This window comes from Bradyrhizobium sp. ERR14 (assembly GCF_014198235.1).
In the GTDB taxonomy this organism is placed as follows: Bacteria; Pseudomonadota; Alphaproteobacteria; order Rhizobiales; family Xanthobacteraceae; genus Bradyrhizobium.
Window position 1 is genome coordinate 1 of sequence record NZ_JACIHD010000013.1, and the last position, 23,983, is coordinate 23,983.

A 23,983-nucleotide genomic window follows, 5' to 3' on the forward strand; every position below is an offset into this window, starting at 1 on the left:
CACTGGCGAGGGCCATGATGAGGCGGCACATTCTTCCGACCTCGAAGACGACAAGGTCCGGTACCCAGGGCAGTTGACAGCGATTAGACGACAAGAGACTCTTCCGGCTCTATCGGGAAGAGAAGCTGACGGTACGCCGCCGTGGCGGCCGCAAGCGAGCGATCGGGACCAGGGCGCCGATGCTGGTTCCGATAACGCCGAACGACAGGTGGTCGCTCGACTTTGTGTCGGATCAGCTGACCTGCGGCCGCCGCTTCCGCATCCTGACCGTCATCGATGATTGTACCCGCGAGTGCCTGGCCCTGGTGGCCGACACCTCGCTCTCCGGCATCCGCGTGGCGCGGGAACTGGACCGGCTGACGATCGAGCGCGGCAAGCCGAAGATGGTGGTCAGCGACAACGGCAGCGAACTCACCAGCAACGCGATTCTGACATGGGCGGATCACAGCGGCGTCGAATGGCACTACATCGCGCCGGGCAAACCTATGCAGAACGCCTTCATCGAGAGCTTCAATGGGCGCTTGAGGGACGAACTCCTGAACGAGACGTTGTTCACGTCTCTGGCCCAGGTTCGCATGGCTCTCGGATGCTGGCGGGCCGATTACAACGACACACGCCCACACTCGCAGCTCGGATGGAAAACCCCGTCCGAGTTCGCCATGACCTATCACCCGCGCCGGGATCTGGCGCTGCGCTATGCTGAGGGCTCCGCGCCAGCTCCCGTCGCTACCGCCGCCCAAATGGGCAAATCCAACGACCGGGGCGAACTCAGGAATGGATAAAACTTGGGGGCAAGGTCACTTGTGGTCGGCTTCACCATCGTGAATCTCGTTTGAAGGCCATGCGCGCCGGTAAACCTGCTGATTGACCGATAGCTCCTGCCGGGAATCATCGCTTCTAGTTCGGTTCCGCATGCGTCGCTCAGATGGTCAGACAGTCTGGCTGGAAACTGGACATCGCGCACCTCCCACTCGCCGTGTCGGACCCAGCTTGAGCTTCGTCACGGTGTTCCTCCCTTGCGGTAGGGCGCCAGCACCAAATCGCGCGTAACGAATGGACATCGCAACCTTTTTGGGGTGAAGCTCAATTGGACGAGCCTCTCTGAGAGGCGTGCAGAGCTTCACGGCTGAGCACTGTGCAGGCCATCCAGAAGGCGCTAACCAGGGCCGGCGTGGAATTCTTAGACGCGGACGCAGCCAACCGGTTTTTGCGAACGCTTCCGTTGCCTGCGCCAGTCCGCGAGCAACCACCCACATGTTTGAAAACACTTGCGCATCTGATCATCCCATTTTCTTCACAAGGTGAAGCGCAAATGCTCTTCTGAGTTCTGCTGGCCATCGCTTCGGCCAGGCCGGTTGCTAGGAGCGACTTTTTTTCCGCCATCGCGATGCGCTGTCTTGGTCAACATATATTCGCGCACGCTTAGCGCCATCCGTGATGGAGTCATTCGCGGTGCGACGCGTTGAGCCGCAGTCGGGACAAGGCTGCCGCTGCTTGCCCTCGTCATCCATCGGTTTCCCACATTCACTGCAAAGCCAATCAGACATCACTTCCTCTTGGCCTTCGGCCGATCAAGGAGACTAGGTCTTGAGGTCACGGCTTAGTGCTTTGCACGATCCCGGCCCACACTTCCGGACCGATGCGTCCGGATTGAAGTTGTACTCTAAAGTCAACCACTCGAGGTTCAATTTGACGATCCGCACTTCATACTCTGCAAGTTTTTTAGTAAGTCCTTGCCCCAGAAGCCAGCGGCCGTCCGATTTCCGGCGAATGGGAAGGGTAGCACCTCTAGTGAATCGTCTGGGTTATGAAAAATAAACACAGGCATGTGAATGTCTAAATTTTTCTGGCCGGCGACTTGCTGGTTTGTTTGCTCGAGGATCCTATTCAATTCCTGGTATGCGGTAGATGTCTCGCCAAGCTTGAGATGGGCAACCGATCTCAGCATTTCCCGCGGCGCGCGGTCGTTTACAAGTGAATGCCAAGCTGCTTGCGCTAACGGTCTGTCGGATTTTCCAAAGAGCATTCCGAACAGAGACGCAAAATGCTCGTGAAGCTCATTCCCAGCCATGGCGATCTTGCAACAGCAAGCGCATATTCATCGGCTTCACTGAGCGGTGCGGCTGGCTCGTTCATCCCCCCTCCGTCGATGTAGTTTGCAGTTCTGATTCGGGCCAAATTCCCGCAACCGGCGGGCGAGCGCAAGGGTGGTTGGCCCAGAAACAAAGAAACCCGGCGCGAGTGGCGCGGGCTTCAGATCGACTTTCATGTTGCTCCAGGCAGCCCGACCAACAATCCCCGTCGATAGAAACTCCATGGCCCGCCGGTTCACGCTGGCGGGCCGACGTGCTAAGGCAGCATCAGCGGTCGGTGCCCGCCGATCGCCAATAATCTCAGTCAAACTCCCGCCGGTCGCAAGGTCGGCGGCTCTCTCTTTGGCTAGCCGTCTCGGCACCGAATGCCAAAGTTACCGCAGGTGAGCGCGAATACCTCTTTCGCCTTCGCATCTTCAAAACAGAAGCGTGTGCCGACTTCGGCCCGATCGGTACACCAGTTGATCTGTTTTCCTTTTGCGATGCGTGAAGCTTCTCCGCGCAGCAGATCCAATTGTCTTCCGGCTGCGTGGACGATTAGGGAATGTTCATTGGGCATGCGGCTCGACCCCTAGAATGAAATTTGAAGAACACGAAGGCCGCAGGTGCCCCCGGCGGCCCCGTACGGTCAATGAACCGGGTGAAACGTTGAAGTGAAGTATCAACCAGCCCCGGGCCCTGAGTTCCGGCAACAACACATGTGAATCGGGGTCATGTCCCTCATGGTGGTGTAGCTCGGTAGAGCAAAGCCGCCCGGAAGCGCGCACCCAAATAGCGTCGTAGCGGGCGCGGCTTTGCGGTGGTCACCGGCAGTTCTCCGGTAGGATCGGGTTGCGACACGCCAACGCAACCGAGGAACCACCGATGATCGATGACATGATGAACCTGCGCACGCTCGTGGAGAAGACCCCTGATGCCGATCTGTTGCGCGAGATGATCGGCTTGGGCTCGTCGTGTCGCAGCGCTGCGCAAGGGCTCGCCGTCATGAGTGTCAGCGATCAATGTGCCGCTGCGCTGAACGCAACAAATCAGGCTCTTGCTGCTGCGCGTGAGGGCCGCGACGAACTGGCCAAGCTTCAGTCAGGCAGCCTTGCCAAGAGCGCTGCCGCGCTCGCGAAGACGGCCGATCAACTCGAGAAAATTCGAGACGGCCTTTTAGTCCTAGAGGCTAGCAATCGCGCGCACCCACAACAGCGGAGCACTCAATGAACTACCTTATGCACCGCGCCACGGCGGCCACGCATTTGAAGGGGCAGAGCGGGACGGCCTTGCCCCCTTGCCGCGCTGGAAGACATCCCGCCCTCGCTCGATGGCGGTGACGCGGTGGTTTGTGACGTCGAGACCGAGCTGGTCTAAGGCCGCAGACTTTGCCGCTGGATCCGACTCCACGTGCACGGTTAGCAATGCCGGCACTCGTGGATTTCGTTGGCTAGCGAGTGTTGTCACCGCATCCGGAACGCTTTCGCTCGCAAGTCACTTTCACGTTCAACGCGAGGATGTATTAAATGTATCGCCTCACTGACACAGATGTTGTTATCCGCACCCTTGACAGCGCTTGCATCCCGAATGATCCCGCGAACGTGGATCGCCAAGCATTCGAAGCGTGGATTGCAGAGGGCGACACGCCTGATCCATACGTCGCGCCGCCCGCGTCCGCGCAGCAGTCCATTTCCGATCGGCAGTTTTTTCAACAACTCGCGGTGCAAGGCATCATCACGCAAGATCGGGCCTTAGCGTCCAATGCGGCAGTAATTCCGCCGCCGCTACTTGCCATCATTGATTCCATGCCCACGGATCAGCAATTTGCGGCGAAGATGCTGATATCCGGTGCAACTGTTTTCGAACGTTCGCACCCGATGACAATAGCGATAGGTACGGCTTACGGTTGGTCATCTGAACAGATTGATCAGTTTTTTTTGGGCGGCGGCTGCATTGTAGTCCACGTCACATCTATCGTATGCATACGGCGGCGAAGCACTAAGTCATTCTTCAAGCTGGTTAAGCAAGGACATGCGTTTGTCGTGGAGTTCCCTGAGGTACTCCGCAATCGAACGCTGCGTCTCCTGCCATTCGATGCGTTCTTCTGCGGTCCAAAGGAGACACTCAAGTGTGAAGCGAGCCTTCTCAGCGTCGTCGAATGCATTGTAGAGCGTGATATCTCGCTCCACTTCTTTTAGCTGTTCACAAATAGTCGTTGGCATAGCCGGCCTCTGGGGCTTTGCCTCCAGCCGATGCCGGTCATCGGCTCAAAAGCAGCGGTTAGCAACAGTGGTCTGACCGACCCGTGGTTTGTTCACAAAACATATTGCGTGTGCTTCTGAGTAAGCCCGCAGCGTGACGGCGATCCATAACCGCCCGTCTTGTCAGGTTTCGGAAAGCTAAGGCGAATACAGACCCGTTGTGGTTAGCGTGCCGTGGCAGGGACAGCGCAATGGCACCAGAACGGTCAGCGCCGAGTCACGTGCCGCTAACTTCGAAATGGCAGTGCGGGCGGGGTAGCGACAGCGTCTGATCCAACGCAACCGAACAGCGCCGAGTCTCGCCCGCACTGCTTACCGTCACCGAGACGGGGATCATACGGGGCACCCAGCTAGGAGCGGGAGAACATTGTCTGGTTGAATGTCGTCGACCGTCGTCTTGATGTACTTGTGCCCGTTGTGCGTGGCCCCAACCACACCAACCCTGCGGCCGTTTTCTTCAACGTAGAACTCCCATTCGGCGCTCTCGATATCTTTGACAACCTGGTCGATGGATCGCTTCCACGGCTTCCCATCGGGGTTTACTCCGCCGACATGTGTTATTCTTTCGTGAGGATTCTTTCTGTCCGTCTTGTTGGCGTAACGAATGCGTACGCGTTTGGCCATGTGAGTCTCTCCCAAATCTGCAAGCCTGAGGCACTAGCTTAGACCGGGGCAGTCAATTCGACTGGCCGCCAATTCAGGTAGGTGCCCCGGTCACTTGTCTGCGCCATTATCTGATGGCGCCTGGAGAATGTGACCCCTCTCAGGAGCAGAGGTGGCCACCATCGCTTGCGAAGCGTACCCTACCGCTAGCTACAGGCCAACGGATGCACACATTCGAGCGGCACATCACCTCACTGCGGTCGCAAGCGCTCGCGGTGCTTGCAGCCAATCAGGCCCGGGCGGCCGATCCGTTGTTGAGCCGGGCAGATCGCCAAGTCGCGACGATTAATGCCAGGGAGGCGCGCGCGGTGCTAGGCATACTCGACAACTTGACTCCCAACCTTCGGACGGAAGAGGCAGGGAAGATCGCTGCGCGCATACGTGAGCTTCTAGAGTGGGAGAAGTGAGTGCCAACCGAGTCGGGGGGCGTGCCTGTGAGACTTTCGCCAGCGTTGACCCGCTCCGCGCTGAACTGACGGAGATCGACGAGAACCTCCAGCGCGCGGACTTGTCTCCAGCTGAGGAGGCGCAGGGAGCAAGTGCAGTCCGAGAAACTTCAATCGAAACAAATTGTACCGATTGAAAGCAAGAGGCCTGATGGTAGGGGGCATCGAAAGAAAGAGTTCGCCGCTGAGATAGCCGAAGTAACTGGGGCGAGTATCCGGTGCGGCTGAAGGGTGACCGTGCTTGAGGTCTCGCCGGCTGGCTATTACGCTTGGCGTGATGGCCCGCCGAGTGAGCGAACAAAATCCAATGCCACGCTCCTGGCCGCGATCGGCAAGTCCATCAAGACAGCAGCGGACGCTACGGCAGCCCCCGCATCCATGCCGTCCTGCGAACACAGGGCCATGGCACCAGCCGCGGCCGGATCGAGCGGCGGCACGGTATCTGCGCCATCATGGCGCCGCCGCCGTGTGCGCACCACCGACCCCCGTCTCGACCTGCCGATCGCACCGAACCTGATCGCGCGCGACTTCATGGCGGAAGCTCCGAACCGGGTCTGGCTTGCCGATATCACCTACATTCCGACTGCCGAGGGGGGCCGTATCTGGCGGCTGTCATGGATCTCTTAAGCCGAAAGACCGTCGGCTGGGATCATATGCAGGTCGAACTCGCATCCGCGGCGCTGATGATGGCTATCCGGCAGCCACGGCCGCAGGCTGGATTGAGTCCACCACTCCGCTCGCGGCGTGCAGTATGCCTCACACGCCTATCGCCACGCTCTCACGGGCGCCGGCATCACGGCATCAATGAGCCGCAAGGCCGATTGCTATGACAATGCCCCGATGAAGAGCTTCTTCCATCCACTGAAGACCAAGCTCTTTCACCATCGCGACTACAAGACCTACGCCGAGGCCCAACGCGATATCTTCGCCTTCATCGACGGCTTCTACAATCGAACTCGGCTGCGTCCCGCGATCGGATATATCGCCCCGATAGAGATGGAGCTAAAAGCCGCTTAAGCCCGTCGGGGGGAAGATCAGATTGCAACTCGCATCGCCGACAATAGCGGCCACGTGTTCGCTCCAGCGCTCCAATGCGTTGCACATCTCCTCGGCGTAGCGAGCCCGATTGTATACGCCTGCGACGCCCGCGCGGTGTCCGCTAACATGGTTCAGGACGGCTTCTACAATGTGCGGTAACACCCCAAGCCGATCCGCCATCCTCGTGGCAGCGGATCGGCGAATGTCGTGCAGAGTCCAAGCGGGCAGGGCCTTGCCCAAGGCCTCAAGAATTCGGGCATCAAGTGCAGCCTTCGACTTCGACCAGCCGGAGAAGCCGCGCTGCCTGTTATCGCCTTTGCGTCGGGGCCCATCACCAAAGAGGAAGTCCCGATCACTGCGCCGCGGTTGGGCTTCGATCAGGGCCAGGGCCGCAGGGGCGAGCGGGAGGATATGCTCGCGATGGTTTTTGACCCTGTCCCCGGGGATGGTCCAAGTGGCCTCGGCAACCTCCGGCCATCGCATGCCGCCCACCTCGTCGCGACGCTGGCCAGTGAGGATCAGCAACCGGACGATGCGGCCATAGTCGTCGTCGTGGCATGCCAGCCAGATCGCGGCTAACTCCGCATCCGATAAAACCCGGTCACGAGAGGCTGGCGCAGCCGGGCGGTTCGTGCCGAGCACTGGATTGGAGGGAAGGTCCAGCCCCTCACGGATCGCCCAATTGAACATGGCCGATAGGGCGGCTCTTGCTCGGGCTGCGCTCACCGCCCCGTGCGTCTCGGCGATCTTGGTGAGGCGGTCCGAGACTTGGCGACGGGTGATCTTGAAGACCGAAACCGAATGCAGGGGCTTCCATACGGCGAGGAGGTAGCGTTCGATCTCAGAGTAGGTCCGGGCCCGCTGCTTGGGCTTCGCCGACTTGAGGTATGCATCGGCGATCTTGCGAAGGGTGTCGGCGGCTTGAAGCGCTGCTTGGGCCTTGGCGTCGGCTGGGTCGTTGCCATCGGCCACTAGGCCTAGCAGTCGCTTGGCCTCCTTCCTCGCCTTCTCGGGAGTCCACGGTGAGCCGTGAGGACCGATTGTGACGAACCGCTGGCGGCCAAACACCCGGTACTTGAGGACGTAGGTAGCTTGATCGCGCTGGCGTCGAATGCCAAAGCCTCGCACGGCCTCGCGATGACCCGCATCCCAAATGACACTGCCGGGGGCTAGGGCCTGCACGGCCCGGATGGTGATGTTTGCCGATGCCACTGCAACCTCGATGTAGCTACCATGTAGCTACCACTGTAACACAAACTAGGGCGAAATTCAGCGAACGGTGGCGGCGAAAATGAACTGAAAAATAAAGCCTAATTCGTAGATTAGCCAATTTGGTCATAATCGCGGCGGTAGATATTCTCTGTCTGTGGAACAGGAGGTCGGTGGTTCGAGCCCACCCAACTGTACCAGCGATTCCAGATCTCCCGACATCTTCAGTAACTTACCGGCGGCTTAGCGCATTTGCGTCCTGCGCAATTCACGCGCGCGGCCCGTAGTGACGAAGGTCTCGTCATAGTGCTCAGGTTACCGTCTCACCTCGGTAGACCCTAAGCGGACAGCGTCTTCTTCGTGGCAAGAGGACCTCTGGCGCCGCCGCATCGCCTCAGCTCTCCACCGGTCTAACGGGATGCTCCGGTTGCATCGCTATCTATGCGAGTGTTATCTGGGAACTCGCAAAAAGAGGGCAGGGAATGGCGCGCAAGGGAAGGGCTACTTCGGAGACCATCGCAGCCGCAAACGAGAAGGTTGAAAAGGAGGTCGCGCGACGCAAGCGTACAGTGCGCAGCTTCCCGGCCGCGCCCTTCGAAGACAGCATCGATTTTGTGAAGAGTATGTTCGAGTTCGGGAGCGGTGAGGCCGTCCGCAGGCTGTCGCTGTTCGACCATATCAGCAAGTCGCCAGACAGTGGCGCGAGCCGCATGCTGGTAACAAACGCGAACAAGTACGGGCTCATCAAGGGCAATTATGCGAGCGAAACGCTCGAGTTGACGCAAGATGGTGTGCGTACCGTTGACCCGCAGATACCTGCACGAGACCAGCTACGTGCAAAGATCAAGCTCTCGATAGAGGACATCGAGATTTTCGCAAAGCTCCATGAGCGATTTGTCGGTAGGGCTTTGCCAGCGAAGACGGCTTTGATCGATACAGCCGTGGAGCTGGGCGAAAGCAGAGACGCCGCTCCTGAGGCCGTCGAAACATTCATCCTCAATGCGCGATATGTCGGCCTGTTAGCGATGCTGTCGGGTGCTGAACGGCTCGTTTCTAAAGACGCTGCGGTGGATGCCGTTCAGCAACCTGCGGGACAGGCGACCTTGGGGGCGCTTCCGTCATCCGTTCTACTGCCCACAACCCCACCGGCCGGTGCTGTCATCACCGCAGATCACGCCAAATTCGAAGCGACGTGCTTTTACATCAGTCCTATCGGCGCCGCTGACAGCGAGTATCGTCAGCATTCCGACCTCTTCATGGGCACGCTCATCGAACCGGCCGTAGCATCGTTCGGTTTGTCACTGGTGCGTGCCGATCAGATAGACAAGCCAGGAATGATCACCAAGCAGATCATGGAATTTCTGGTCAAGGCCCGGCTCGTAATTGTTGATATGTCTTACCACAATCCCAATGTGTTCTATGAGCTGGCGATCCGTCATATGATGCGGCTGCCCATCGTACAGATTGTTCGGAAGGCCGACACGATACCATTCGATGTCAACCAGATGAGGACCGTCATTATCGACACGTCGGATATTTACTCGTTCGCGCCGCGCATTGGCACATATCAAACGGACATATCCTCGCACATAAGGCGAGCACTCGAAGCCCCTGAGGCGGTCGAGACCCCAATATCCACTTTCTTTCCGACACTCCGTGCGGCGCTCACGTAGGCACGCTCGATGCTGAGGGTGCCATTCGCCTCCACAAATACCCAAGACTTGATGATGGTGGGACCCGCCCACGGGACGCAGTCATGACGATTATTCTGTGCCCGGTGTACAAAGGAAAATGCTTGTGCGTAGCATGTGACGGGCGGATGGAAATCTTTCATGAGGGCAAGAAAGAGTGGGCTACCTGCCCGGTATGTAGCAGTCCCAACAAGAATGCCTCTGACAACGGCGTTTGCCAGACGTGCAGAGGGGTTGGTACCATCGACGACGCCGCCCCGTTGCGCGGTGGGCAGGTGTAATAGCCGTAGCGAAGAAACAGGAGCAGTAACACCAGTCCGGCGAGAAGCTCGCTCTCCCGCCGATACAGGAGGCACTTACCGTGGAAGTTGGTTCGAACTGGACTTGTCCGTACTGTCGCCATGCGCAGGTCGTATCTTACGAGCGCATTCACGATGCGGACAGTGAGTTGAAGGTTCAGGCTTCTCAGTTAGCTTCACCGCGCATCAGAGTTACAGCAGTGGTTTGTGCGAACGAGCAATGTAAGCAACTCACCCTTATCACCGCGCTGAGCTCAGTAGTGGCCATAAATTCACTCGTCGGAGGCGGACGGAAGAACACGCGCAAGGTTGTGAAAAAGTGGAATTTGCTGCCGGCTTCTACGGCAAAACCTCAGCCTACTTGCGTCCCAGAACCCCTCCGCGCAGATTACGCCGAGGCCTGTGCAATCCGAGACCTCAGCCCTAAAGCATCCGCAACAATAATTCGGCGGTGCCTTCAAGGAATGATCCGAGATTTTTGTGGCATCAAGAAGGGCAGGTTGATCGATGAAATCGAGGAGCTTCGAAAGCGCGTTGACGCTGGAAACGCCCCACGAGGCGTTCAACACGACAGCGTTGATGCTATCGACCACGTGCGAGGGATCGGGAACATTGGTGCGCACATGGAGAAGGACATTAACACAATCATTGACGTTGATCCCCATGAGGCTCAGCGCTTGATCGAGTTGACGGAAATGCTTTTCGAAGAATGGTACGAAGCCCGGCACAGGCGAGAGCAGCGCCTGAAGAAGATTGGGGCTATTGCCGCAGAGAAGGCGCTGGCAAAGAAGCCACCCGCTAAAGACGGGCCTCAAACTTTATGACATTTGACGCCGTTGACGAGGAGGCGATGCCGCGGATTGATGCAAATTGGGATTACGGTGACAGTGCACTAAACTCCTGATCCCGCGCATGCGTGCCATCGGAGTACTGGCGAAAGCCAATTTTGTGCCCCATCACCATAGCTCCCCGGTTCGCAATGCGATATCGTTAGCGCACCCAAGACGTTCATGGACAAGCAAGCCAGGCAAAAAAGATCGTGAGTTTCTTCGAGCGTCTGAAGACAGAAGCATCCGTTGAGTGGCGGGCCTACATCGAACATCCCTTTACGAACGAATTGGCGGACGGCTCGCTCCCTGAAGCTGCGTTTCGTCACTATCTCGTTCAGGATTACCTGTTCCTCATCGAGTTTGCTCGCGCCTACGCGCTCGCGGTCTACAAGTCGCCCAAGCTTGCCGACATGCGTGAGGCGGCGGCCGGCCTTTCGGCCATCCTCGATGTCGAGATGAACCTGCATGTGAAGCTCTGTGCCGATTGGGGTCTATCTCCGGCTGATCTTGAACAGGTTCCCCCGGCGGCCGAGATGCTGGCCTATACACGCTACGTGCTCGACGCGGGAATGCGCGGCGATCTGCTGGCACTCAAGGTGGCGCTTGCTCCCTGTGTGATCGGGTACGCCGAGATCGCAACGCGGCTCGCCTCGCGACCCCATGCGGACGCCGCGACCAACGCCTATCGCGTCTGGATCGCGGAGTACGCCGGCGTGCCGTACCAGGAGGTCGCTGCCAAAGCGCGGGCGCATTTGGACCATCTCGCCGATCTCTACGCCACGCCGGCCCGCGAGGCCGAGCTGACTGCGATCTTCAAGGAAGCCACCCGGCTCGAGGCAGACTTCTGGGAGATGGCCTGGCGCGAGGGCCAGCGTGTTGCCGAATTACGGTAACATTGCGCGAAACTCCTACGGAGCTGCATCCCGCCTCACGCAATCATCGCCTTGATCTGCGCAAACTCGATCAGCTCGGCGATCTTGCCGTCCTGAAATCTGAACAGGTCGAGGATCTCGGTGCTGAAAATCTTTCCGCTTGGATTGTATCGAACGAGAACCCGGGAAAGCGGGACGTCGAGCCTGCATGCCTATCCGGCGCGAGGGCCGCGGTCGTCTAATTCAGACGGGTGCAATTTGCCTCACTTCCGTGCGCCCGCCGTCGACCAAGGCTTCGGCTCTTCGCTCGGTGGTGGTCCATTGAGTTCGAGCTCCCAGGACTCAAATGGCGGACTCACTTGGAACCCGCGGTCGCAATAGCTCCGGATCCATTGGGCGGCACGGTGCTCCGCATACTTCGCGTTAACGGGCATACCCTGCTGATCAAACTCGATGACGTTCGCAAAGATCGCATAGGCCTGCTCCATCAAGCTCGGCTCTGCTAACATTACCTGGCGATATTCGATCCCTTCGAGAAGAGGATGCCCGACGGAGCCAGCAGCAATCCAATAGCTGAAGCTACGTAACGCTCCCGAGAAGGCGGCGCTTAGCTTTGAAGGATGATTCATGTTCGAACACCATAAAGTAGCAAGTGAGCCAAGCTCCGCCGTCGAATCATTGCACGGCATTACGGTGACAGTGCACCAAACCAGATTCCGCAGGGCGTGCGATTAGACCTCTGGCGAAGGCCAATTTTGTGCGCTGTCACCGTATTTCTAGCTGCTTCACGTCCGGGGCAACAGCCCGAAATCAGCCAACATCGACAACCTTAGGAGCCTGAGAAAATGATCTCAGCCGAATACTGCCGACTTATGGCCCGCTACAACACTTGGCAGAACGCCTCTTTGGTAACGGCCGCCGACGGGCTTACCAACGAGGATCGCTGGAAGGATCGAGGTGCGTTCTTCCGGTCGATCGCAGCTACATTGAACCATCTTTATTGGGCTGATGCCCTGATACTGGAGCGATTAAAGGGGAACGAGCGTCCAGAGGAAACCATCCAGCCCTCCCTCACGGATCCCACAGATTGGGAGGCCTTCAAGGCGCTCCGCTTGCAACGGAACGCGGAAATCGAAGCGTGGTCAGCGCGATTGGTCGATGCGGACCTGAACGGGATGCTTGTTTGGTATCCGGGGGACGGTTCAACTCGGATCGAGAAGCCAAAGACGCTCGTGGCTACTCAACTCTTCAATCACCAGACGCACCATCGAGGTCAGGTCCACGCGATGTTGACGGCAGCGGGGGCAGAACCCGAGCCGACTGACTTTCATCTTCTGGCGTAGCTCGTGCGACGCTCCAATCCATCTCATCGCATGTCACGCGATCATCGCCTTGATCTGCGCCGTGTCCGCAAACTCGATCAGCTCGGCGATCTTGCCGTCCTGAAATCTGAACAGGTCGAGGATCTCGGTGCTGAAAGTCTTTCCGCTCGGATTGTATCGAACGACAACCCGCGAATGGACTGCGACGCGATCCCCGTCCACCAGCTCAGTCAGGATCTCGCGGCTTTCGAAGCCGAAGGCGGCAGTGAACTGAGTGAAAGCCCCGCGCAGGGTCGGGTGCCCCTCCATACGTCCCGTCAGTTCGAGCGCGCCCTTGTCACCCATCAAGATGAACGCGCCCTCGGGATGAAAAGCCGTCACCAGGCCTTCGACGTCGCCCTCACCGCGCGCGGCGTAGGCGGTCCTGATCAATGCGAGCATCTCTTCGCGCTGTGCCATGTCACCCTCCCTGCAGCACGTATCATGGCAGCCTAGCGACCTTCGCGTGTAAAGGCAAAATCTTCGGAATCGTGTTGCGCGTGCTCAGCGCGCCACCACCCAAACCACCACCGGCAACGTCGCCGCCGCCAGCAGCGTGCCCAGCGCGACCGCGCCCGAGACCGGGTTCACCAGCCGCTGATACTGCACCGCGAAGATGTACGCATTCGCGCCGGTCGGCATCGCCGCGAACAGCACGACGACGCCGGCCGCGATTGGCGGCAGGTCGAGCAGTTTTGCCAGCACGAACGCTGCCGCCGGCATCGCCGCCAGTTTCAGCGCGCACATCACCAAGATACTCAGCTTCTCGCCCTTCACCTCGAAGCGAAACAGGTTGATGCCGAGCGCGATCAGGGCGGTCGGCGACCCCGCCTGTGCCAGCAGCTCGATGGTGCGGTCGACGACGGGGGTGAGGCCGAGGCCGGTGAAGCGCCAGACCACGCCGAAGCCGATCGCGAGCATCAGCGGGTTGCGGGCGAGATCTGTGAGCACGGGCCAGATCACCGACAGCGCCGAGCCGGTCCGCTTGCGGTTGACCAGCTCCATCTGCAGGATGCCGCACAGCCAGAGCAGCGGCGTGTTCACCGACAGGATCAGCGCCATCGGCCCTGCCGCCTCGTTGCCCAGCGCCGAGAGCGTCAGGGGAATGCCGAGCATCACGATGTTGCCGTAGACCGAGCCGATCGCGAACACGACGCCGTCCTCGCGGTCTTCGCGCCGCGCGCGCAGCAGCGCCGAGATCGCCAGCGCCGCGATCCAGATGACGGCCAGCGCGCCGTAATAGGCGCCCCACATCCGGTAGGGGCTGACGTCGGGGAATTCGGACACGACGATGGTGCGGAACAGCAGCGCCGGGATCGCGATGCTGAAGGCGAACTCGGAGATGCCCTTGTGCGCGCTCCCCGAGACGAAGCGAAACAGCACCGCGGCATAGCCGGCCGCGATCAGCGCAAACACCGGCGCGACGATCAGCAATGTGGCCATGCGCCGCTATGACCCCAGCTCGATGATCCTGCGCGCCATCCGCACATTGGCATAGTCGATCATCTTGCCGTCCAGCGTCACCGCGCCCTGTCCGTTCGCCTCCGCCTGCTCCATGGCGTCGACGATCCGCCGCGCCTGGGCCAGCTCCTGCTCGGACGGCATGAACGCGCGCAGCGTTAGCTCGATCTGGTCGGGATGGATGACCTGCTTGCCGTCGAACCCCATCGCGGCGGCCTTTTGCGCGCTGGCTTCGGTCAGCCTGGCATCGCGGAATGCGCCGCAGGGGCCGTCGATGGCGTGAAGGCCGAACGCGCGGGCGGCCACGAGGACGCGCATCATCGGATAGGCGAAGAGGTCGAGCGGGGCCGAGGAATAGCCGCTTTGCGCCGATCCCACGTGACGATAGCCATCCGGCGACACGCCGATGTCGGAGGAGCGGGCGCCGATCGACGCCGCGAAATCGCCGACGCCCAGATGCAGCGCGGCGATGCTGTCGTGACATGCGGCGAGCGTGTCGACATTGACGAGGCCGAGCGCGGTCTCGATCAGCAATTCCAGCGCGACCGGCGCGGGGCGATCGGGGTTAGCTGCCCGCAACTGCTCGGCAATCCCGGCGATATCGCTGGCGCGCTCCGCCTTCGGCACGATCACCGCATCCAGCCGGGGAAGGGTAGCCAGCGCGCGGATTTCCTGCGCGATGAAAGGACTGTCGACGGCGTTGATCCTGATAGTGACGCGCTTGTGGCCCCAGTCGAGCGAGGCGAGGGACCTGACGGCTTCCTCCAGTGCGAGGCTTTTCTCGGATGGCGGCACCGCGTCCTCGAGATCCATGAACACCGCATCCGCAACTGATGCTGCCGCCTTGGCGACAAGACGGGAGCGATGCGCGGGGACGGCGAGGTAGGCCCGCGTTGGCCGTTGTTGCGCCATCGTCAAATGTCCTTCGCCAGTCCGAGTTCGCTGAGGATGGCCTGGTTGTGCTGTCCCACATCCGGCACCGGATCCATCCGCGGCTTGACGCCTGGAATGGTCAGCGCAGGCAGGAAGCTCATCACCGGTCCGCACGGCGAGCCGACGTTGTGCACCCGGGACCGCGCGCGGAGCTGCTCGTGCTCCAGGAAAGCCTCGACCGAGTTCAGATGCGCGTTGGCGATCGAGGCCTCATCCAGCAGTCGCAGCACCTCCTCGCTGGTCATGGATGCAAAGCGCTGCTCGATATGTCCTTGCAGCTCGTCGCGGTTCTGCATCCGCAGCGGATTGGTGCGGAAGCGCAGGTCGTCGGCGAAGCCGGCATCGCCGAGGACGATGCCGCACAGCGACCGCCATTCCCGATCGTTCTGGATGCCGAAGAAGATCGTGTTGCCGTCGCCGACCCGGAACGGCCCGTACGGCGCGATCGTCGCATGCCTGGCGCCGGTCCGCGGCAACGGCCGTCCCGTGCTGTGCGTGTAGAAGGCGGGATAGCTCATCCAGTCGGTGATGGAGTCGAACAGCGAGGCCTGGAAGGCGGTGCCCTTGCCGGTCCGCTCGCGACGGTACAGCGCCATCAGCACGCCGTTGAGGATGTACATGCCGGTGGCGATATCGACCACCGACAGCCCGACCTTGGCCGGCTCCGCCTCGGTGCCGTTGATGGCGAGAACACCGGCCTCGCACTGGACCAGGAGATCATAGGCCTTCTTGTCGCTATAGGGGCCGCCAGTGCCATAGCCTGAGACATCGCAGGCGATGATGCGCGGATGTCTGCGCAGAAGCGATGCGGCGTCGAGGCCGAGCCGCTCGGCCGCGCCGGGCGCAAGATTCTGGATGAACACATCGGCCTGCGGCAGCAGGGCGTCGAGCACCTTGCGGCCGTCCTCGCTCTTGATGTCGATGGCAAGGCTTTCCTTGGAGCGATTGGTCCAGACGAACTGGCTCGACATGCCGTTCATCACGTGGTCGTAGTCCCGGCAGAAATCGCCGGTGCCCGGCCGCTCGATCTTGATCACCCGCGCGCCCCAGTCCGCCAGGTGCCGGCTCGCCAGCGGCGCCGCGATCGCCTGCTCGAGCGAGACCACCGTGACGCCGGACAGCGGCAGCTCCGCTTCATTCGCTTCCATGAGATCGCTTCCTCTCGTGCGCTTTTCGACCAGCGCAGGAGACAGGCCGATCACCCCACGCGCATCTTTTTGGATGGGACATGATGCCCCTGTTTTGCCCGACAAGTCAAACCTGATTTCGTCAAATCCTAAGACGAAATGCGCTGCGATTACCGTGGCTTGGCTACTGTGCATGGGGTTGTTTTCGCAGTTTTGTGTTTGAGGGCGAGACCCTTTCCTCGGCCACACCTGTCATCCCCCGCGAAAGCGGGGGATCCAGTACGCCGCGGCTTCTCGGGGAACGTCGGGCGTCTCTGGAATACTGGGTCACCCGCCTTCGCGGGTGACGACAGCGGTGGAGATGGCCGCCGCCCGCCTGTTGCCGAGACCGCACAGGTCCGACCTTTCGCATCTGCCCTCGTTGCCAACGAACCGCCGTTCACCCACTATTCCCTCCGACTCGACATGTGGGGGGATCGATGCCGGCGTTTCGCTTCAAGACATCCTTGGCTGCTGCAACCCTCGGGATGGCCCTGGCCGTTCTGATCCAGCCCGGTACCGGCTTCGCCTACACCCCGGAGGAGCAGCAGGCCTGCACGCCGGATGCGATGCGGCTGTGCGGCGAGTTCGTGCCGAACGTCGACGCCATCACGGCCTGCATGATCAAGAAGAAGGCGCAGCTCTCGCCGCAATGCCGGGTGTTCTTCCGTCCCGGACCCGAGCCGGGTGAGGCCCGCGCCGGCAAGCCGACCAGCATCGCGCCCAAAACCGCGAAGAAGAGCGGCAAACCCAAGAAGAAAAAGACCAGCGACGGCTGAGCGCGGGATAGCCCGCGTTCCTCATCCGAAACTTCGTAATGTAACGGACTCCTTTTGTTCGCGCAGGCCGCGCTGATGCCTGCGGCAATTACGAATGTGCGAAGGAAAAGAGTCGGATAAGGGTTTGCGCGGGAAGGTTGCATTCCGCTTGGTCCCGTTCGGCTGCTCAAAGAACGCACAGATGCTCGCGCGGGCGGCGTTTCGCTGCAGTTGGTCTCTTGTCGTGCGACGCAGTGTGACTCAAAAGCCAACACGCCTTGTTATTTCGTGGCGGTAACGCAACCCCCGATAAATTTTTCTTTCACGAATCAGCGCGGTGATTCATTTTCGCGGCCTGGGGTCAATCTGGAGGCCGAAGGTATGAACGTTATTGTTTTTGCATCGCGTAAAGGCGGCTCGGGCAAGAGTACCCTAGCCGCGCATCTCGCCGCGCAGATCAAGGCGAGCAAGCAGGTCATGCTCGTGGACGCGGACCCGCAGGGCTCGCTCACGCTGTGGCACAAGCTGCGTGGCACCAACGAGCCGCCGATCAAGGCGGCGGTGAATTCCGTCAGCGGCATCGTCTCCGCTGCCAAGCGCGACGGTTATGAATGGGTGTTGATCGACACGCCGCCGAACCTCTCGGCCGTCGTCGACGACGCGATCAAGAACGCGACGATGGTGGTCATTCCGGCGCGTCCCGGCGTGTTCGACGTCAACGCGGTGCAGGAAACCATCCAGATGTGCCGCGCCGCGCGCAAGCCCTACGCGGTCGTGCTCAACGGTGCGCCGGCCAAGCGCGACGAAGCCGAAAGCCCGATCGTCACCATCGCCCGCGAAGCGCTTGCGAAATTCCGGGCTCCGGTGTGGGGCGGCCAGATCACCAACCGTTCGGATCTCTTGATGGCGCTGAGCCACGGCGAGGGCGCGCGGGAATACCAGGCCGAGAGCCGTGCGGCCCAGGAAATCGCAAGGCTGTGGGCGGCGATCGAGCGTTCAGTTAAGGCCATTCGCGGCACGGCGTCGGCGTCCGGCGCAATGCACAAGCAGGCTGCTTAATTTCATTATTCATTTCCCCGGACGAAAAACGCGCGGGAACGTCCGCGCGTTTTGCGTTTTCGGGATCTGCTGAAGGAGGCTACGCCACCATCAGCATGTAGAACACGATGACCGGCGACATCGTCAGGATCACCGACCAGATGCCGGCGGCCCAGAGAATGTCCTCGGTGGTAAAGCTCTGCTCGGTGGACAGCTTCTCCTGTCCGGCGCCGAAATGCGACGCCATCTCATTATGACTATTCATAAACGCCCCCGCGATTTCTTCGCTTATGGGCGTGAACGATACGCGGGATGTTTTAAGATTCCGGCTTGCAAACCGCTGCGCATTTTGAGCGCATTTGTGACGGCCGCTTAACCATCCGCGCGACGTGCCGCCTCAGGCGAGCCAGACGCGAAACAGCAGCGCCGGCATCAGGCCGAGCATCACGGCCCAGAACCCGAACGACGATACGACGAGAATTCCCTGCAAAAGATCGGCCGGCGCGAATTGCTGCGCGGCCGTAGGCCGGGTGCGATGTCCCATGGTCATTCCCCTCTGGAAGTTCCTGGAGAGCAACGATAGGGACGGATGGGTAAACGAGGCGTGGATGCGCCATGCGGCAACAGCGAAGGCCGTTGGGGCGCGGTTAACCAAGTGGCGGCTCTTACCCTCCCCTGGAGGGGTCCGGGACGAGCGAAGCTCGCCCGTGGGTCGGCTCACATGAGCGCAGCGAAATGCGAGACGGGGTGGGGTGACGGTCTCGCCCATCCGACAGTGCCCGAGTGGAGAGATCACCCCACCCGCTCGCGCTTCGCGCGATCGACCCTCCCCCTCCAGGGGAGGGTGAACGAGAAACTACGCCGCCACCTTCGTCCGTCGCTCGATCTCGCGATCGATCGCGGCGGCCAGCTCGCTGCTCACTTCCACCATCGGCAGGCGCACTTCGGGGCTGTCGATCTGGCCGCATCGCCACAGCCAGTACTTCGCCGGCGCCGGGCTCGGCTCGGTGAACAGCAGCCGCGTCAGATCGGCCACCTCGTGCCAGCGCGCCTGCGCCGCGTCATGGTTGCCGCGCTTCGCTTCCGCATACACCGCCGCGAACGTCGCGGTCTCGACATGGGCGGACAGCACGATGCCGCCGTCGGCGCCGTCGCTGAGCGCCTCGAAAAAGTTCGCGTCCTCGCCGGTGAGCACGCGAAACTCCTTCGGCCGGTCGCGCAAGAGCGCGATCGATTGCTCGCGGCTCGCGCCGCAATCCTTCAAGCCGATGATGTTGGGATGCTCGGCGAGCCGCAGCATGGTCTGGTTGGTGATGTTCACCGAGGTGCGATAGGGAATGTTGTAGAGCGCAATCGGCCATGCGGCGTGATCGGCGAGCGTCTCGAAATGCGCCAAGAGGCCGCGCTGCGAGGGCCGCACATAATAAGGGCTTGCGATCAGATAACCGTCGATCGGCCAGTCCGCGGTCTCGTCGAGACGGTCCTTCAGCCGCGCGGTGTCCGCGCCCGACAGTCCGAGGCAGATCGGCAGGGTGCGCCGGCCCGCCGCCATCTCGTCGCGCACGATGGCGACGAGACGTTCGAGCTCGGCCTCGCGCAGCGTCATGCCTTCACCCGAGGTCGCCCCCAGGATGAAGCCGTCGATGCCTTGCGCGCTGTAATGTCGCGTCAGCCGCCGCAGCGATCGCTCGTCGAGCGCGCCGCCCTGAAACGGCGTCACCAGCGGCAGCCACAGCCCGTGCAAATGATCGTCAAGTCCGGTCATGTTTCCATCTCCTTCTCGGGAAACCTGAGACGGAGGGCACATGAAAAAACCCCGTCCAGGCGGCGGGGTTTTCGGGATTGCAGCGATGACGAAGCCGGTCTAGCGCGCGCAAAACTCCGAGGTCCCCGGATGGGGGCCTTTTTTCGAGGCGATCGCCTTCGACGAGATTGCGCACGACTTCGTGATCATCTGCAAATGATGCGGGGTATGCCTGGAACTGTCAATACACGCGGAGGGCGAAGGCCGATTTGACCGAAAAAAAGCCGGGCTCGAACGAGCCCGGCTTAAGGTATTGGCCACGTGAGGCCGACACAATCACCTTCCAAGAGGGATTACTGAACTCCCGCGCCACTGGAGGAGGGGGACAAATGCGCAACGCGAAGGCTCAGCGTGCAAACAGTATGAGCTTGACGAGCGCCATGCAGCAACAGCCGAGGCCGCATGTCAGTCATGCGGAAATCAGGACGGCCAGCGCTGCGCCTTGCTCACCACGAAGTCGCGGAACACCTGCACGCGCGCGACCGTCTTCAACTCTTCGGGATAGACAAAATACGTATCGAGCTGGATCGAATCCGACTCGCCGAACAGCTGCACGAGTTTGCTCTGTTCCTCGACGAGGTAGTCGGGCAGCGCCGCGATGCCGAGGCCCTGCTGACAGGCGCGCACGAGACCGAGGATGTTGTTGACCCTGAAATAGGCTTCGCGCGGACCGGAGCCGTTGCGGCCGGCTTCGACCAGCCAGTTGCGGTTCTGCAGATGCGGCGCGAAGTTGCCGTCCGAGAGCGTGATGATGCGGTGGGAGTCGAGCTCCTCCAGCGTGCGCGGCGTGCCGAAGCGCTTGATGTATTCCGGCGAGCAATAGGCGTGGAAGCCCATCGCGAACAGCTTGCGCTGGATGAGATCCGGCTGCGTCGGCTTGCGGGTGCGGATCGCGACGTCGGCCTCGCGCATCGACAGGTCGAGCTCCTCGTCGGTGACGATCAGGGAGATCCGGATCTCCGGATAGAGCGCGGTGAACTCGCCGAGCCGCGGAATCAGCCAGTTGATACCGACGCCGGGCGTGGTGGTGATCTTGAGGTCGCCGCTCGGCCGCTCGCGGCTGTCGGTCAGCTTGGCGCGCGCCGCCTGGAGCTGCATGAACACGTCATGCGCGGTGCGGAACAGCAAATCGCCCTGCTCGGTGAGGATCAGGCCGCGGGCATGGCGGTGGAACAGCGAGACTGAAAGCTCCTGCTCCAGCGCCGAGACCTGGCGCGACACCGCCGATTGCGACAGGCCGAGCTGCTCGCCCGCATGCGTGAAGCTGCCCGCTTCCGCCGCCGCGTGAAACACCTTCAGCTTGTCCCAGTCCATATCCGTAAATCCGTCGCGTGTTCGGGGCATGATCTTTATTCCGCTGCCGCGCGCTCGCTGGCGCGCAGGGCCAAGAAACGTTCGGCTTCGAGAGCTGCCATGCAGCCGAGGCCGGCGGCCGTGACGGCCTGGCGATAGGTCTCGTCGGCGACGTCGCCGGCGGCGAACAGGCCGGGCACCGATGTCGCGGTCGAGTTCGGGGCGACCTCGACATAGCCCGACGGTTTGAGCTTGATCTGGTCTTTGACGAGCTCGGTCGCCGGTGCGTGGCCGATGGCGATGAAGATGCCGTCGGTCTTCACGTCCGTCAGCGCGCCGGTCTTGACGTTCTTGAGGCGGACATGGGTGACCTTGTTGGGGTTCTCGGTGCCGCAGATCTCGTCAACGGCGCTGTCCCAGATCACCTTGATCTTCGGGTGCTTGAACAGGCGCTCCTGCAGGATGCGCTCGGCGCGGAAATGGTCGCGGCGATGCACGATGGTGACCTGCGAGGCATGGTTGGTGAGGTACAGGGCCTCCTCGACCGCGGTATTGCCGCCGCCGACCACCACGACCTCCTTGTTGCGGTAGAAGAAGCCGTCGCAGGTGGCGCAGGCCGATACGCCGCCGCCCTGGAACTTTACTTCGGACGGCAACCCGAGCCAGCGCGCCTGCGCGCCGGTGGCGAGGATCACAGAGTCAGCGAGATAGACATCGCCCGAGTCGCAGGTGAGGCGGAACGGCCGATGCGAAATTTCCAGCTTGATGACCAGGTCCGTGACGATCTTGGTGCCGACATGGACCGCCTGCTTCTCCATCTGCTCCATCAGCCAGGGGCCCTGGATCACATCGGCGAAGCCGGGATAGTTCTCGACGTCGGTGGTGATGGTGAGCTGGCCGCCCGGCTGGATGCCTTGGATCAGGATCGGCTCGAGCATCGCGCGCGCGGCGTAGATCGCCGCCGTGTAACCGGCGGGGCCGGAGCCGATAATGACGACCTTTGCATGAACAGGAGCGGACATTTCGATGGACGCCTTTCACGGGGGATTTGCAGCGCGGGCGCGGAACATGCCGGGAGGCGTCGCGGAGGCGCTGAAATATCAGAGCTAATCTAAGCGTTCTGGTGAGCTATGCAAGAATTGCATTCCCTCTCGGCGGATTTTTCCAACAAGGAACAAAAGTCGATTGCGGTGCACGCGCAATAAAATTGCGCTAGTCGTGCGGACTGGGCTATGAGGATTGCGGCAAACCCACCAATCAAGCCGTAAAGGCCAGGAGTTCCAATCAAGTGTCGCGGAACCTAGACGACATCGACCTGAAAATTCTCTCCGAGATTCAGGCCGACGGTCGAATCACGAATGTTGAGCTGGCCAAGCGGGTCGGCATCTCGCCGCCGCCCTGCCTGCGCCGCGTCCGGGCGCTGGAGGAGGAGGGCTACATCCACGGCTATCGTGGCCTGCTCGATGCCCGCAAGCTCGGCTTCGACGTCACCGTCTTCGCCGCCGTGCACCTGTCCAGTCAGGCCGAGGCGGATTTGCGCGCCTTCGAGGAGTTCGTCCGCGCCGAGCCCCTGGTGCGGGAATGCTGGATGTTGTCGGGCGAGGTCGATTTCATCCTCAAATGCGTCGCCCCCGACATGGCGACCTTCCAGGATTTCGTCACCCATCTGACCGCCGCGCCCCACGTGCGGAACGTGCGAACGTCATTGGTGCTGCATAATTCGAAGTATGAGGCGGCCGTGCCGCTGGACGTGAAGGGGCGGAGGTAGCCGCTCTAGAGTCCTGCCAATCCCGTCATCCTGAGGCGCGAGGCATCGGGCGCAACGCGCCCGATGGGGAGCCCGAAGGATGCGCGGCCAAGATGCAGCAGCGCGCGGCAACAGTTGGGCCGTCGCCCTTCGAGGCTCGCCGAAGAGGCGAGCACCTCAGGGTGACGGTGATGGAATTAGGTTCGCTGCATCAACACCGTCATTGCGAGGAGGAGCTCTTGCGACGAAGCAATCCAGAGTCTTTCCGCGGCGGCAGCCTGGATTGCTTCGCTGCGCTCGCAATGACGGGCGGAGAGAGTGCGTTTCTCCACTCACGCAAGCGATGCGCTGAAATAAAGACACCCCGAAACAAAAAGGCCGCGCATCGCGCGGCCTTTTGAAACGTCTCGGTGAAGCGGCAAATCCTTACCGCCATTCCACCTTGGTAATTTCATACGCCTTGGCGCCGCCGGGTGCGTTGACCTCGACGGTCGAACCCTTCTTCTTGCCGATCAGCGCGCGGGCGAGCGGCGAGGTGATGGAGATGCGGCCCTTCTTGGCGTCGGCCTCGACCTCGCCGACGATCTGCCACACCGTTTTCTTCTCGGTGTCCTCGTCGACCAAGGTCACGGTGGCGCCGAACTTGATGGTGTCGCCGGACAGTTTCGAGATGTCGATGATGTCGGCGCGCGCGAGCTTGTCCTCGAGCTCTGCGATGCGGCCTTCATTGTGGGACTGCTCTTCCTTCGCGGCATGATATTCCGCGTTCTCCGACAGGTCTCCGTGCGAGCGCGCCTCCGCGATGTGCTCGATGATGCGCGGACGGTCCTCGGACTGGCGCTTCTTCAATTCTTCCCCGAGCGCGGCAAAGCCGCTCGCTGTCATCGGAACCTTTTCCATCTCTTCTCTCGTTCTTCGGTTACGCGCCCCCACAACAGCGGGCGCGGAAACCTTGATTCGTCGGTATTCCCGGCGCTGAACACGCGGCCACCGGAACATTATGTGGGCTGGCGCCGGAACAGAACAACCACCATGGCCGGA

Annotated in this window: 26 protein-coding genes and 1 pseudogene; 12 read left to right on the top strand and 15 right to left on the bottom strand. The window is 61.1% G+C overall.

The genetic code is table 11. The features are described from left to right. Positions 1-83: 83 nt before the first annotated feature. Positions 84-782, top strand: a pseudogene (locus GGD62_RS28085) (IS3 family transposase); the annotation flags it as partial. Positions 783-1,684: 902 nt separating this feature from the next. On the opposite strand, the gene GGD62_RS40630 reads toward GGD62_RS28085, so the two are convergent. Together GGD62_RS40630 and GGD62_RS28090 are read right to left on the bottom strand one after the other, a co-directional pair. Next, positions 1,685-2,071 (bottom strand): hypothetical protein, encoded by a 387-nt coding sequence (locus GGD62_RS40630; RefSeq protein WP_210317963.1) that lies wholly within the window; start codon positions 2,069-2,071, stop codon positions 1,685-1,687. Positions 2,072-2,439: 368 nt separating this feature from the next. Further along, positions 2,440-2,652 (bottom strand): hypothetical protein, encoded by a 213-nt coding sequence (locus GGD62_RS28090; RefSeq protein WP_183711383.1) that lies wholly within the window; start codon positions 2,650-2,652, stop codon positions 2,440-2,442. A gap of 305 nt (positions 2,653-2,957) precedes the next feature. On the opposite strand from GGD62_RS28090, the gene GGD62_RS28095 reads away from it, so the two are divergent. Both GGD62_RS28095 and GGD62_RS28100 read left to right on the top strand, forming a co-directional pair. Then, on the top strand, positions 2,958-3,302 hold the full coding sequence (locus tag GGD62_RS28095; RefSeq protein WP_183711575.1) for a hypothetical protein: 345 nt from the start codon (positions 2,958-2,960) through the stop codon (positions 3,300-3,302). Between the two features lie 296 nt (positions 3,303-3,598). Continuing rightward, positions 3,599-4,270 (top strand): hypothetical protein, encoded by a 672-nt coding sequence (locus GGD62_RS28100; protein ID WP_183711384.1) that lies wholly within the window; start codon positions 3,599-3,601, stop codon positions 4,268-4,270. Positions 4,271-4,666: 396 nt separating this feature from the next. On the opposite strand, the gene GGD62_RS28105 is transcribed toward GGD62_RS28100, so the two are convergent. Further along, a complete protein-coding gene (locus tag GGD62_RS28105; RefSeq protein ID WP_183711385.1) occupies positions 4,667-4,957 on the bottom strand; it encodes a DUF3892 domain-containing protein in 291 nt (96 codons plus the stop codon). An 887-nt stretch (positions 4,958-5,844) separates the two neighbouring features. Here GGD62_RS28105 and GGD62_RS41060 point away from each other — a divergent pair. Together GGD62_RS41060 and GGD62_RS41065 are read left to right on the top strand one after the other, a co-directional pair. Next, positions 5,845-6,069, top strand: a complete 225-nt coding sequence (locus GGD62_RS41060; RefSeq protein ID WP_246800332.1) for a hypothetical protein — start codon at positions 5,845-5,847, stop codon at positions 6,067-6,069. Between the two features lie 117 nt (positions 6,070-6,186). Further along, positions 6,187-6,459, top strand: a complete 273-nt coding sequence (locus tag GGD62_RS41065; protein WP_183711386.1) for an IS3 family transposase — start codon at positions 6,187-6,189, stop codon at positions 6,457-6,459. On the opposite strand, the gene GGD62_RS41725 is transcribed toward GGD62_RS41065, so the two are convergent. Continuing rightward, on the bottom strand, positions 6,445-7,692 hold the full coding sequence (locus GGD62_RS41725; RefSeq protein ID WP_183711387.1) for a site-specific integrase: 1,248 nt from the start codon (positions 7,690-7,692) through the stop codon (positions 6,445-6,447). The two genes, GGD62_RS41065 and GGD62_RS41725, sit on opposite strands and share 15 nt — an antisense overlap. A 479-nt stretch (positions 7,693-8,171) precedes the next feature. Here GGD62_RS41725 and GGD62_RS28125 point away from each other — a divergent pair, with 479 nt between their 5' ends. From GGD62_RS28125 to tenA, 3 genes are all read left to right on the top strand, one after another. After that, positions 8,172-9,362, top strand: coding sequence for a hypothetical protein (locus tag GGD62_RS28125; RefSeq protein WP_183711389.1), 1,191 nt, complete (start codon positions 8,172-8,174; stop codon positions 9,360-9,362). A gap of 628 nt (positions 9,363-9,990) precedes the next feature. After that, positions 9,991-10,503, top strand: coding sequence for a DUF4145 domain-containing protein (locus GGD62_RS28130; RefSeq protein ID WP_183711553.1), 513 nt, complete (start codon positions 9,991-9,993; stop codon positions 10,501-10,503). A gap of 215 nt (positions 10,504-10,718) precedes the next feature. Next, positions 10,719-11,402, top strand: a complete 684-nt coding sequence (gene tenA, locus GGD62_RS28135) for a thiaminase II (RefSeq protein ID WP_183711391.1) — start codon at positions 10,719-10,721, stop codon at positions 11,400-11,402. Between the two features lie 242 nt (positions 11,403-11,644). On the opposite strand, the gene GGD62_RS28140 is transcribed toward tenA, so the two are convergent. Then, the gene (locus GGD62_RS28140) at positions 11,645-12,010 is read right to left on the bottom strand and encodes a hypothetical protein (protein WP_183711393.1); all 366 of its coding nucleotides are present in this window, start codon (positions 12,008-12,010) and stop codon (positions 11,645-11,647) included. Between the two features lie 216 nt (positions 12,011-12,226). Between GGD62_RS28140 and GGD62_RS28145 the strand changes: the two genes are divergently transcribed. Then, positions 12,227-12,724, top strand: a complete 498-nt coding sequence (locus GGD62_RS28145) for a DinB family protein (protein ID WP_183711396.1) — start codon at positions 12,227-12,229, stop codon at positions 12,722-12,724. Between the two features lie 33 nt (positions 12,725-12,757). Here the strand turns inward: GGD62_RS28145 and GGD62_RS28150 are convergent, their stop codons facing one another. The 4 genes from GGD62_RS28150 to GGD62_RS28165 form a co-directional block, all read right to left on the bottom strand. Continuing rightward, positions 12,758-13,144, bottom strand: a complete 387-nt coding sequence (locus tag GGD62_RS28150; protein WP_246800333.1) for a nuclear transport factor 2 family protein — start codon at positions 13,142-13,144, stop codon at positions 12,758-12,760. Positions 13,145-13,246: 102 nt separating this feature from the next. Continuing rightward, the gene (locus GGD62_RS28155; protein ID WP_183711400.1) at positions 13,247-14,185 is read right to left on the bottom strand and encodes an AEC family transporter; all 939 of its coding nucleotides are present in this window, start codon (positions 14,183-14,185) and stop codon (positions 13,247-13,249) included. Between the two features lie 6 nt (positions 14,186-14,191). After that, positions 14,192-15,115, bottom strand: coding sequence for a CoA ester lyase (locus tag GGD62_RS28160; RefSeq protein WP_183711402.1), 924 nt, complete (start codon positions 15,113-15,115; stop codon positions 14,192-14,194). A 2-nt stretch (positions 15,116-15,117) separates the two neighbouring features. Continuing rightward, positions 15,118-16,284 carry a CaiB/BaiF CoA-transferase family protein gene (locus tag GGD62_RS28165; protein ID WP_183711404.1) on the bottom strand — a complete coding sequence of 389 codons (1,167 nt, stop codon included), beginning with the start codon at positions 16,282-16,284 and terminating at the stop codon, positions 15,118-15,120. 458 nt (positions 16,285-16,742) lie between these two features. Between GGD62_RS28165 and GGD62_RS28170 the strand changes: the two genes are divergently transcribed. Together GGD62_RS28170 and GGD62_RS28175 are read left to right on the top strand one after the other, a co-directional pair. After that, positions 16,743-17,081 carry a hypothetical protein gene (locus GGD62_RS28170; RefSeq protein ID WP_183236861.1) on the top strand — a complete coding sequence of 113 codons (339 nt, stop codon included), beginning with the start codon at positions 16,743-16,745 and terminating at the stop codon, positions 17,079-17,081. A gap of 360 nt (positions 17,082-17,441) precedes the next feature. Beyond that, the gene (locus GGD62_RS28175) at positions 17,442-18,119 is read left to right on the top strand and encodes a ParA family protein (protein WP_025032179.1); all 678 of its coding nucleotides are present in this window, start codon (positions 17,442-17,444) and stop codon (positions 18,117-18,119) included. A gap of 79 nt (positions 18,120-18,198) precedes the next feature. Here GGD62_RS28175 and GGD62_RS28180 read toward each other — a convergent pair whose 3' ends face one another. The 5 genes from GGD62_RS28180 to trxB form a co-directional block, all read right to left on the bottom strand. Continuing rightward, a complete protein-coding gene (locus tag GGD62_RS28180; protein ID WP_018318263.1) occupies positions 18,199-18,363 on the bottom strand; it encodes a hypothetical protein in 165 nt (54 codons plus the stop codon). Between the two features lie 132 nt (positions 18,364-18,495). Continuing rightward, positions 18,496-18,642, bottom strand: a complete 147-nt coding sequence (locus GGD62_RS28185) for a hypothetical protein (protein ID WP_018318262.1) — start codon at positions 18,640-18,642, stop codon at positions 18,496-18,498. 312 nt (positions 18,643-18,954) lie between these two features. Further along, complete coding sequence (locus tag GGD62_RS28190; protein WP_183711406.1) at positions 18,955-19,863, bottom strand: 4-hydroxy-tetrahydrodipicolinate synthase; 909 nt, start codon at positions 19,861-19,863, stop codon at positions 18,955-18,957. Between the two features lie 459 nt (positions 19,864-20,322). Further along, entirely contained in the window at positions 20,323-21,246 is a 924-nt protein-coding gene (locus tag GGD62_RS28195) for a LysR family transcriptional regulator (RefSeq protein WP_026201990.1), read from the bottom strand. A 5-nt stretch (positions 21,247-21,251) separates the two neighbouring features. Beyond that, on the bottom strand, positions 21,252-22,217 hold the full coding sequence (gene trxB, locus GGD62_RS28200) for a thioredoxin-disulfide reductase (protein ID WP_183711408.1): 966 nt from the start codon (positions 22,215-22,217) through the stop codon (positions 21,252-21,254). Between the two features lie 266 nt (positions 22,218-22,483). On the opposite strand from trxB, the gene GGD62_RS28205 reads away from it, so the two are divergent. Further along, positions 22,484-22,963, top strand: a complete 480-nt coding sequence (locus GGD62_RS28205) for an Lrp/AsnC family transcriptional regulator (RefSeq protein ID WP_026201989.1) — start codon at positions 22,484-22,486, stop codon at positions 22,961-22,963. Positions 22,964-23,368: 405 nt separating this feature from the next. On the opposite strand, the gene greA is transcribed toward GGD62_RS28205, so the two are convergent. After that, positions 23,369-23,842: a transcription elongation factor GreA gene (gene greA, locus GGD62_RS28210; RefSeq protein WP_018318257.1), complete on the bottom strand. Its 474-nt coding sequence runs from the start codon at positions 23,840-23,842 to the stop codon at positions 23,369-23,371. Positions 23,843-23,983 lie beyond the last annotated feature (141 nt).

Coding starts and splice junctions, on each gene's coding strand:
- GGD62_RS28150 (WP_246800333.1), bottom strand. CDS start 13,144: ATGCTCGCATTGATCAGGACCGCCTACGCCGCGCGCGGTGAGGGCGAC.
- GGD62_RS28175 (WP_025032179.1), top strand. CDS start 17,442: ATGAACGTTATTGTTTTTGCATCGCGTAAAGGCGGCTCGGGCAAGAGT.
- greA (WP_018318257.1), bottom strand. CDS start 23,842: ATGGAAAAGGTTCCGATGACAGCGAGCGGCTTTGCCGCGCTCGGGGAA.
- GGD62_RS28090 (WP_183711383.1), bottom strand. CDS start 2,652: ATGCCCAATGAACATTCCCTAATCGTCCACGCAGCCGGAAGACAATTG.
- GGD62_RS28155 (WP_183711400.1), bottom strand. CDS start 14,185: ATGGCCACATTGCTGATCGTCGCGCCGGTGTTTGCGCTGATCGCGGCC.
- GGD62_RS28140 (WP_183711393.1), bottom strand. CDS start 12,010: ATGAATCATCCTTCAAAGCTAAGCGCCGCCTTCTCGGGAGCGTTACGT.
- GGD62_RS28100 (WP_183711384.1), top strand. CDS start 3,599: ATGTATCGCCTCACTGACACAGATGTTGTTATCCGCACCCTTGACAGC.
- GGD62_RS28165 (WP_183711404.1), bottom strand. CDS start 16,284: ATGGAAGCGAATGAAGCGGAGCTGCCGCTGTCCGGCGTCACGGTGGTC.
- GGD62_RS28125 (WP_183711389.1), top strand. CDS start 8,172: ATGGCGCGCAAGGGAAGGGCTACTTCGGAGACCATCGCAGCCGCAAAC.
- GGD62_RS28145 (WP_183711396.1), top strand. CDS start 12,227: ATGATCTCAGCCGAATACTGCCGACTTATGGCCCGCTACAACACTTGG.
- GGD62_RS41060 (WP_246800332.1), top strand. CDS start 5,845: ATGGCACCAGCCGCGGCCGGATCGAGCGGCGGCACGGTATCTGCGCCA.
- GGD62_RS28160 (WP_183711402.1), bottom strand. CDS start 15,115: ATGGCGCAACAACGGCCAACGCGGGCCTACCTCGCCGTCCCCGCGCAT.
- GGD62_RS40630 (WP_210317963.1), bottom strand. CDS start 2,071: ATGGCTGGGAATGAGCTTCACGAGCATTTTGCGTCTCTGTTCGGAATG.
- GGD62_RS28185 (WP_018318262.1), bottom strand. CDS start 18,642: ATGGGACATCGCACCCGGCCTACGGCCGCGCAGCAATTCGCGCCGGCC.
- GGD62_RS28195 (WP_026201990.1), bottom strand. CDS start 21,246: ATGCCCCGAACACGCGACGGATTTACGGATATGGACTGGGACAAGCTG.
- GGD62_RS28190 (WP_183711406.1), bottom strand. CDS start 19,863: ATGACCGGACTTGACGATCATTTGCACGGGCTGTGGCTGCCGCTGGTG.
- GGD62_RS28180 (WP_018318263.1), bottom strand. CDS start 18,363: ATGAATAGTCATAATGAGATGGCGTCGCATTTCGGCGCCGGACAGGAG.
- GGD62_RS28170 (WP_183236861.1), top strand. CDS start 16,743: ATGCCGGCGTTTCGCTTCAAGACATCCTTGGCTGCTGCAACCCTCGGG.
- trxB (WP_183711408.1), bottom strand. CDS start 22,217: ATGTCCGCTCCTGTTCATGCAAAGGTCGTCATTATCGGCTCCGGCCCC.
- GGD62_RS28095 (WP_183711575.1), top strand. CDS start 2,958: ATGATCGATGACATGATGAACCTGCGCACGCTCGTGGAGAAGACCCCT.
- GGD62_RS28105 (WP_183711385.1), bottom strand. CDS start 4,957: ATGGCCAAACGCGTACGCATTCGTTACGCCAACAAGACGGACAGAAAG.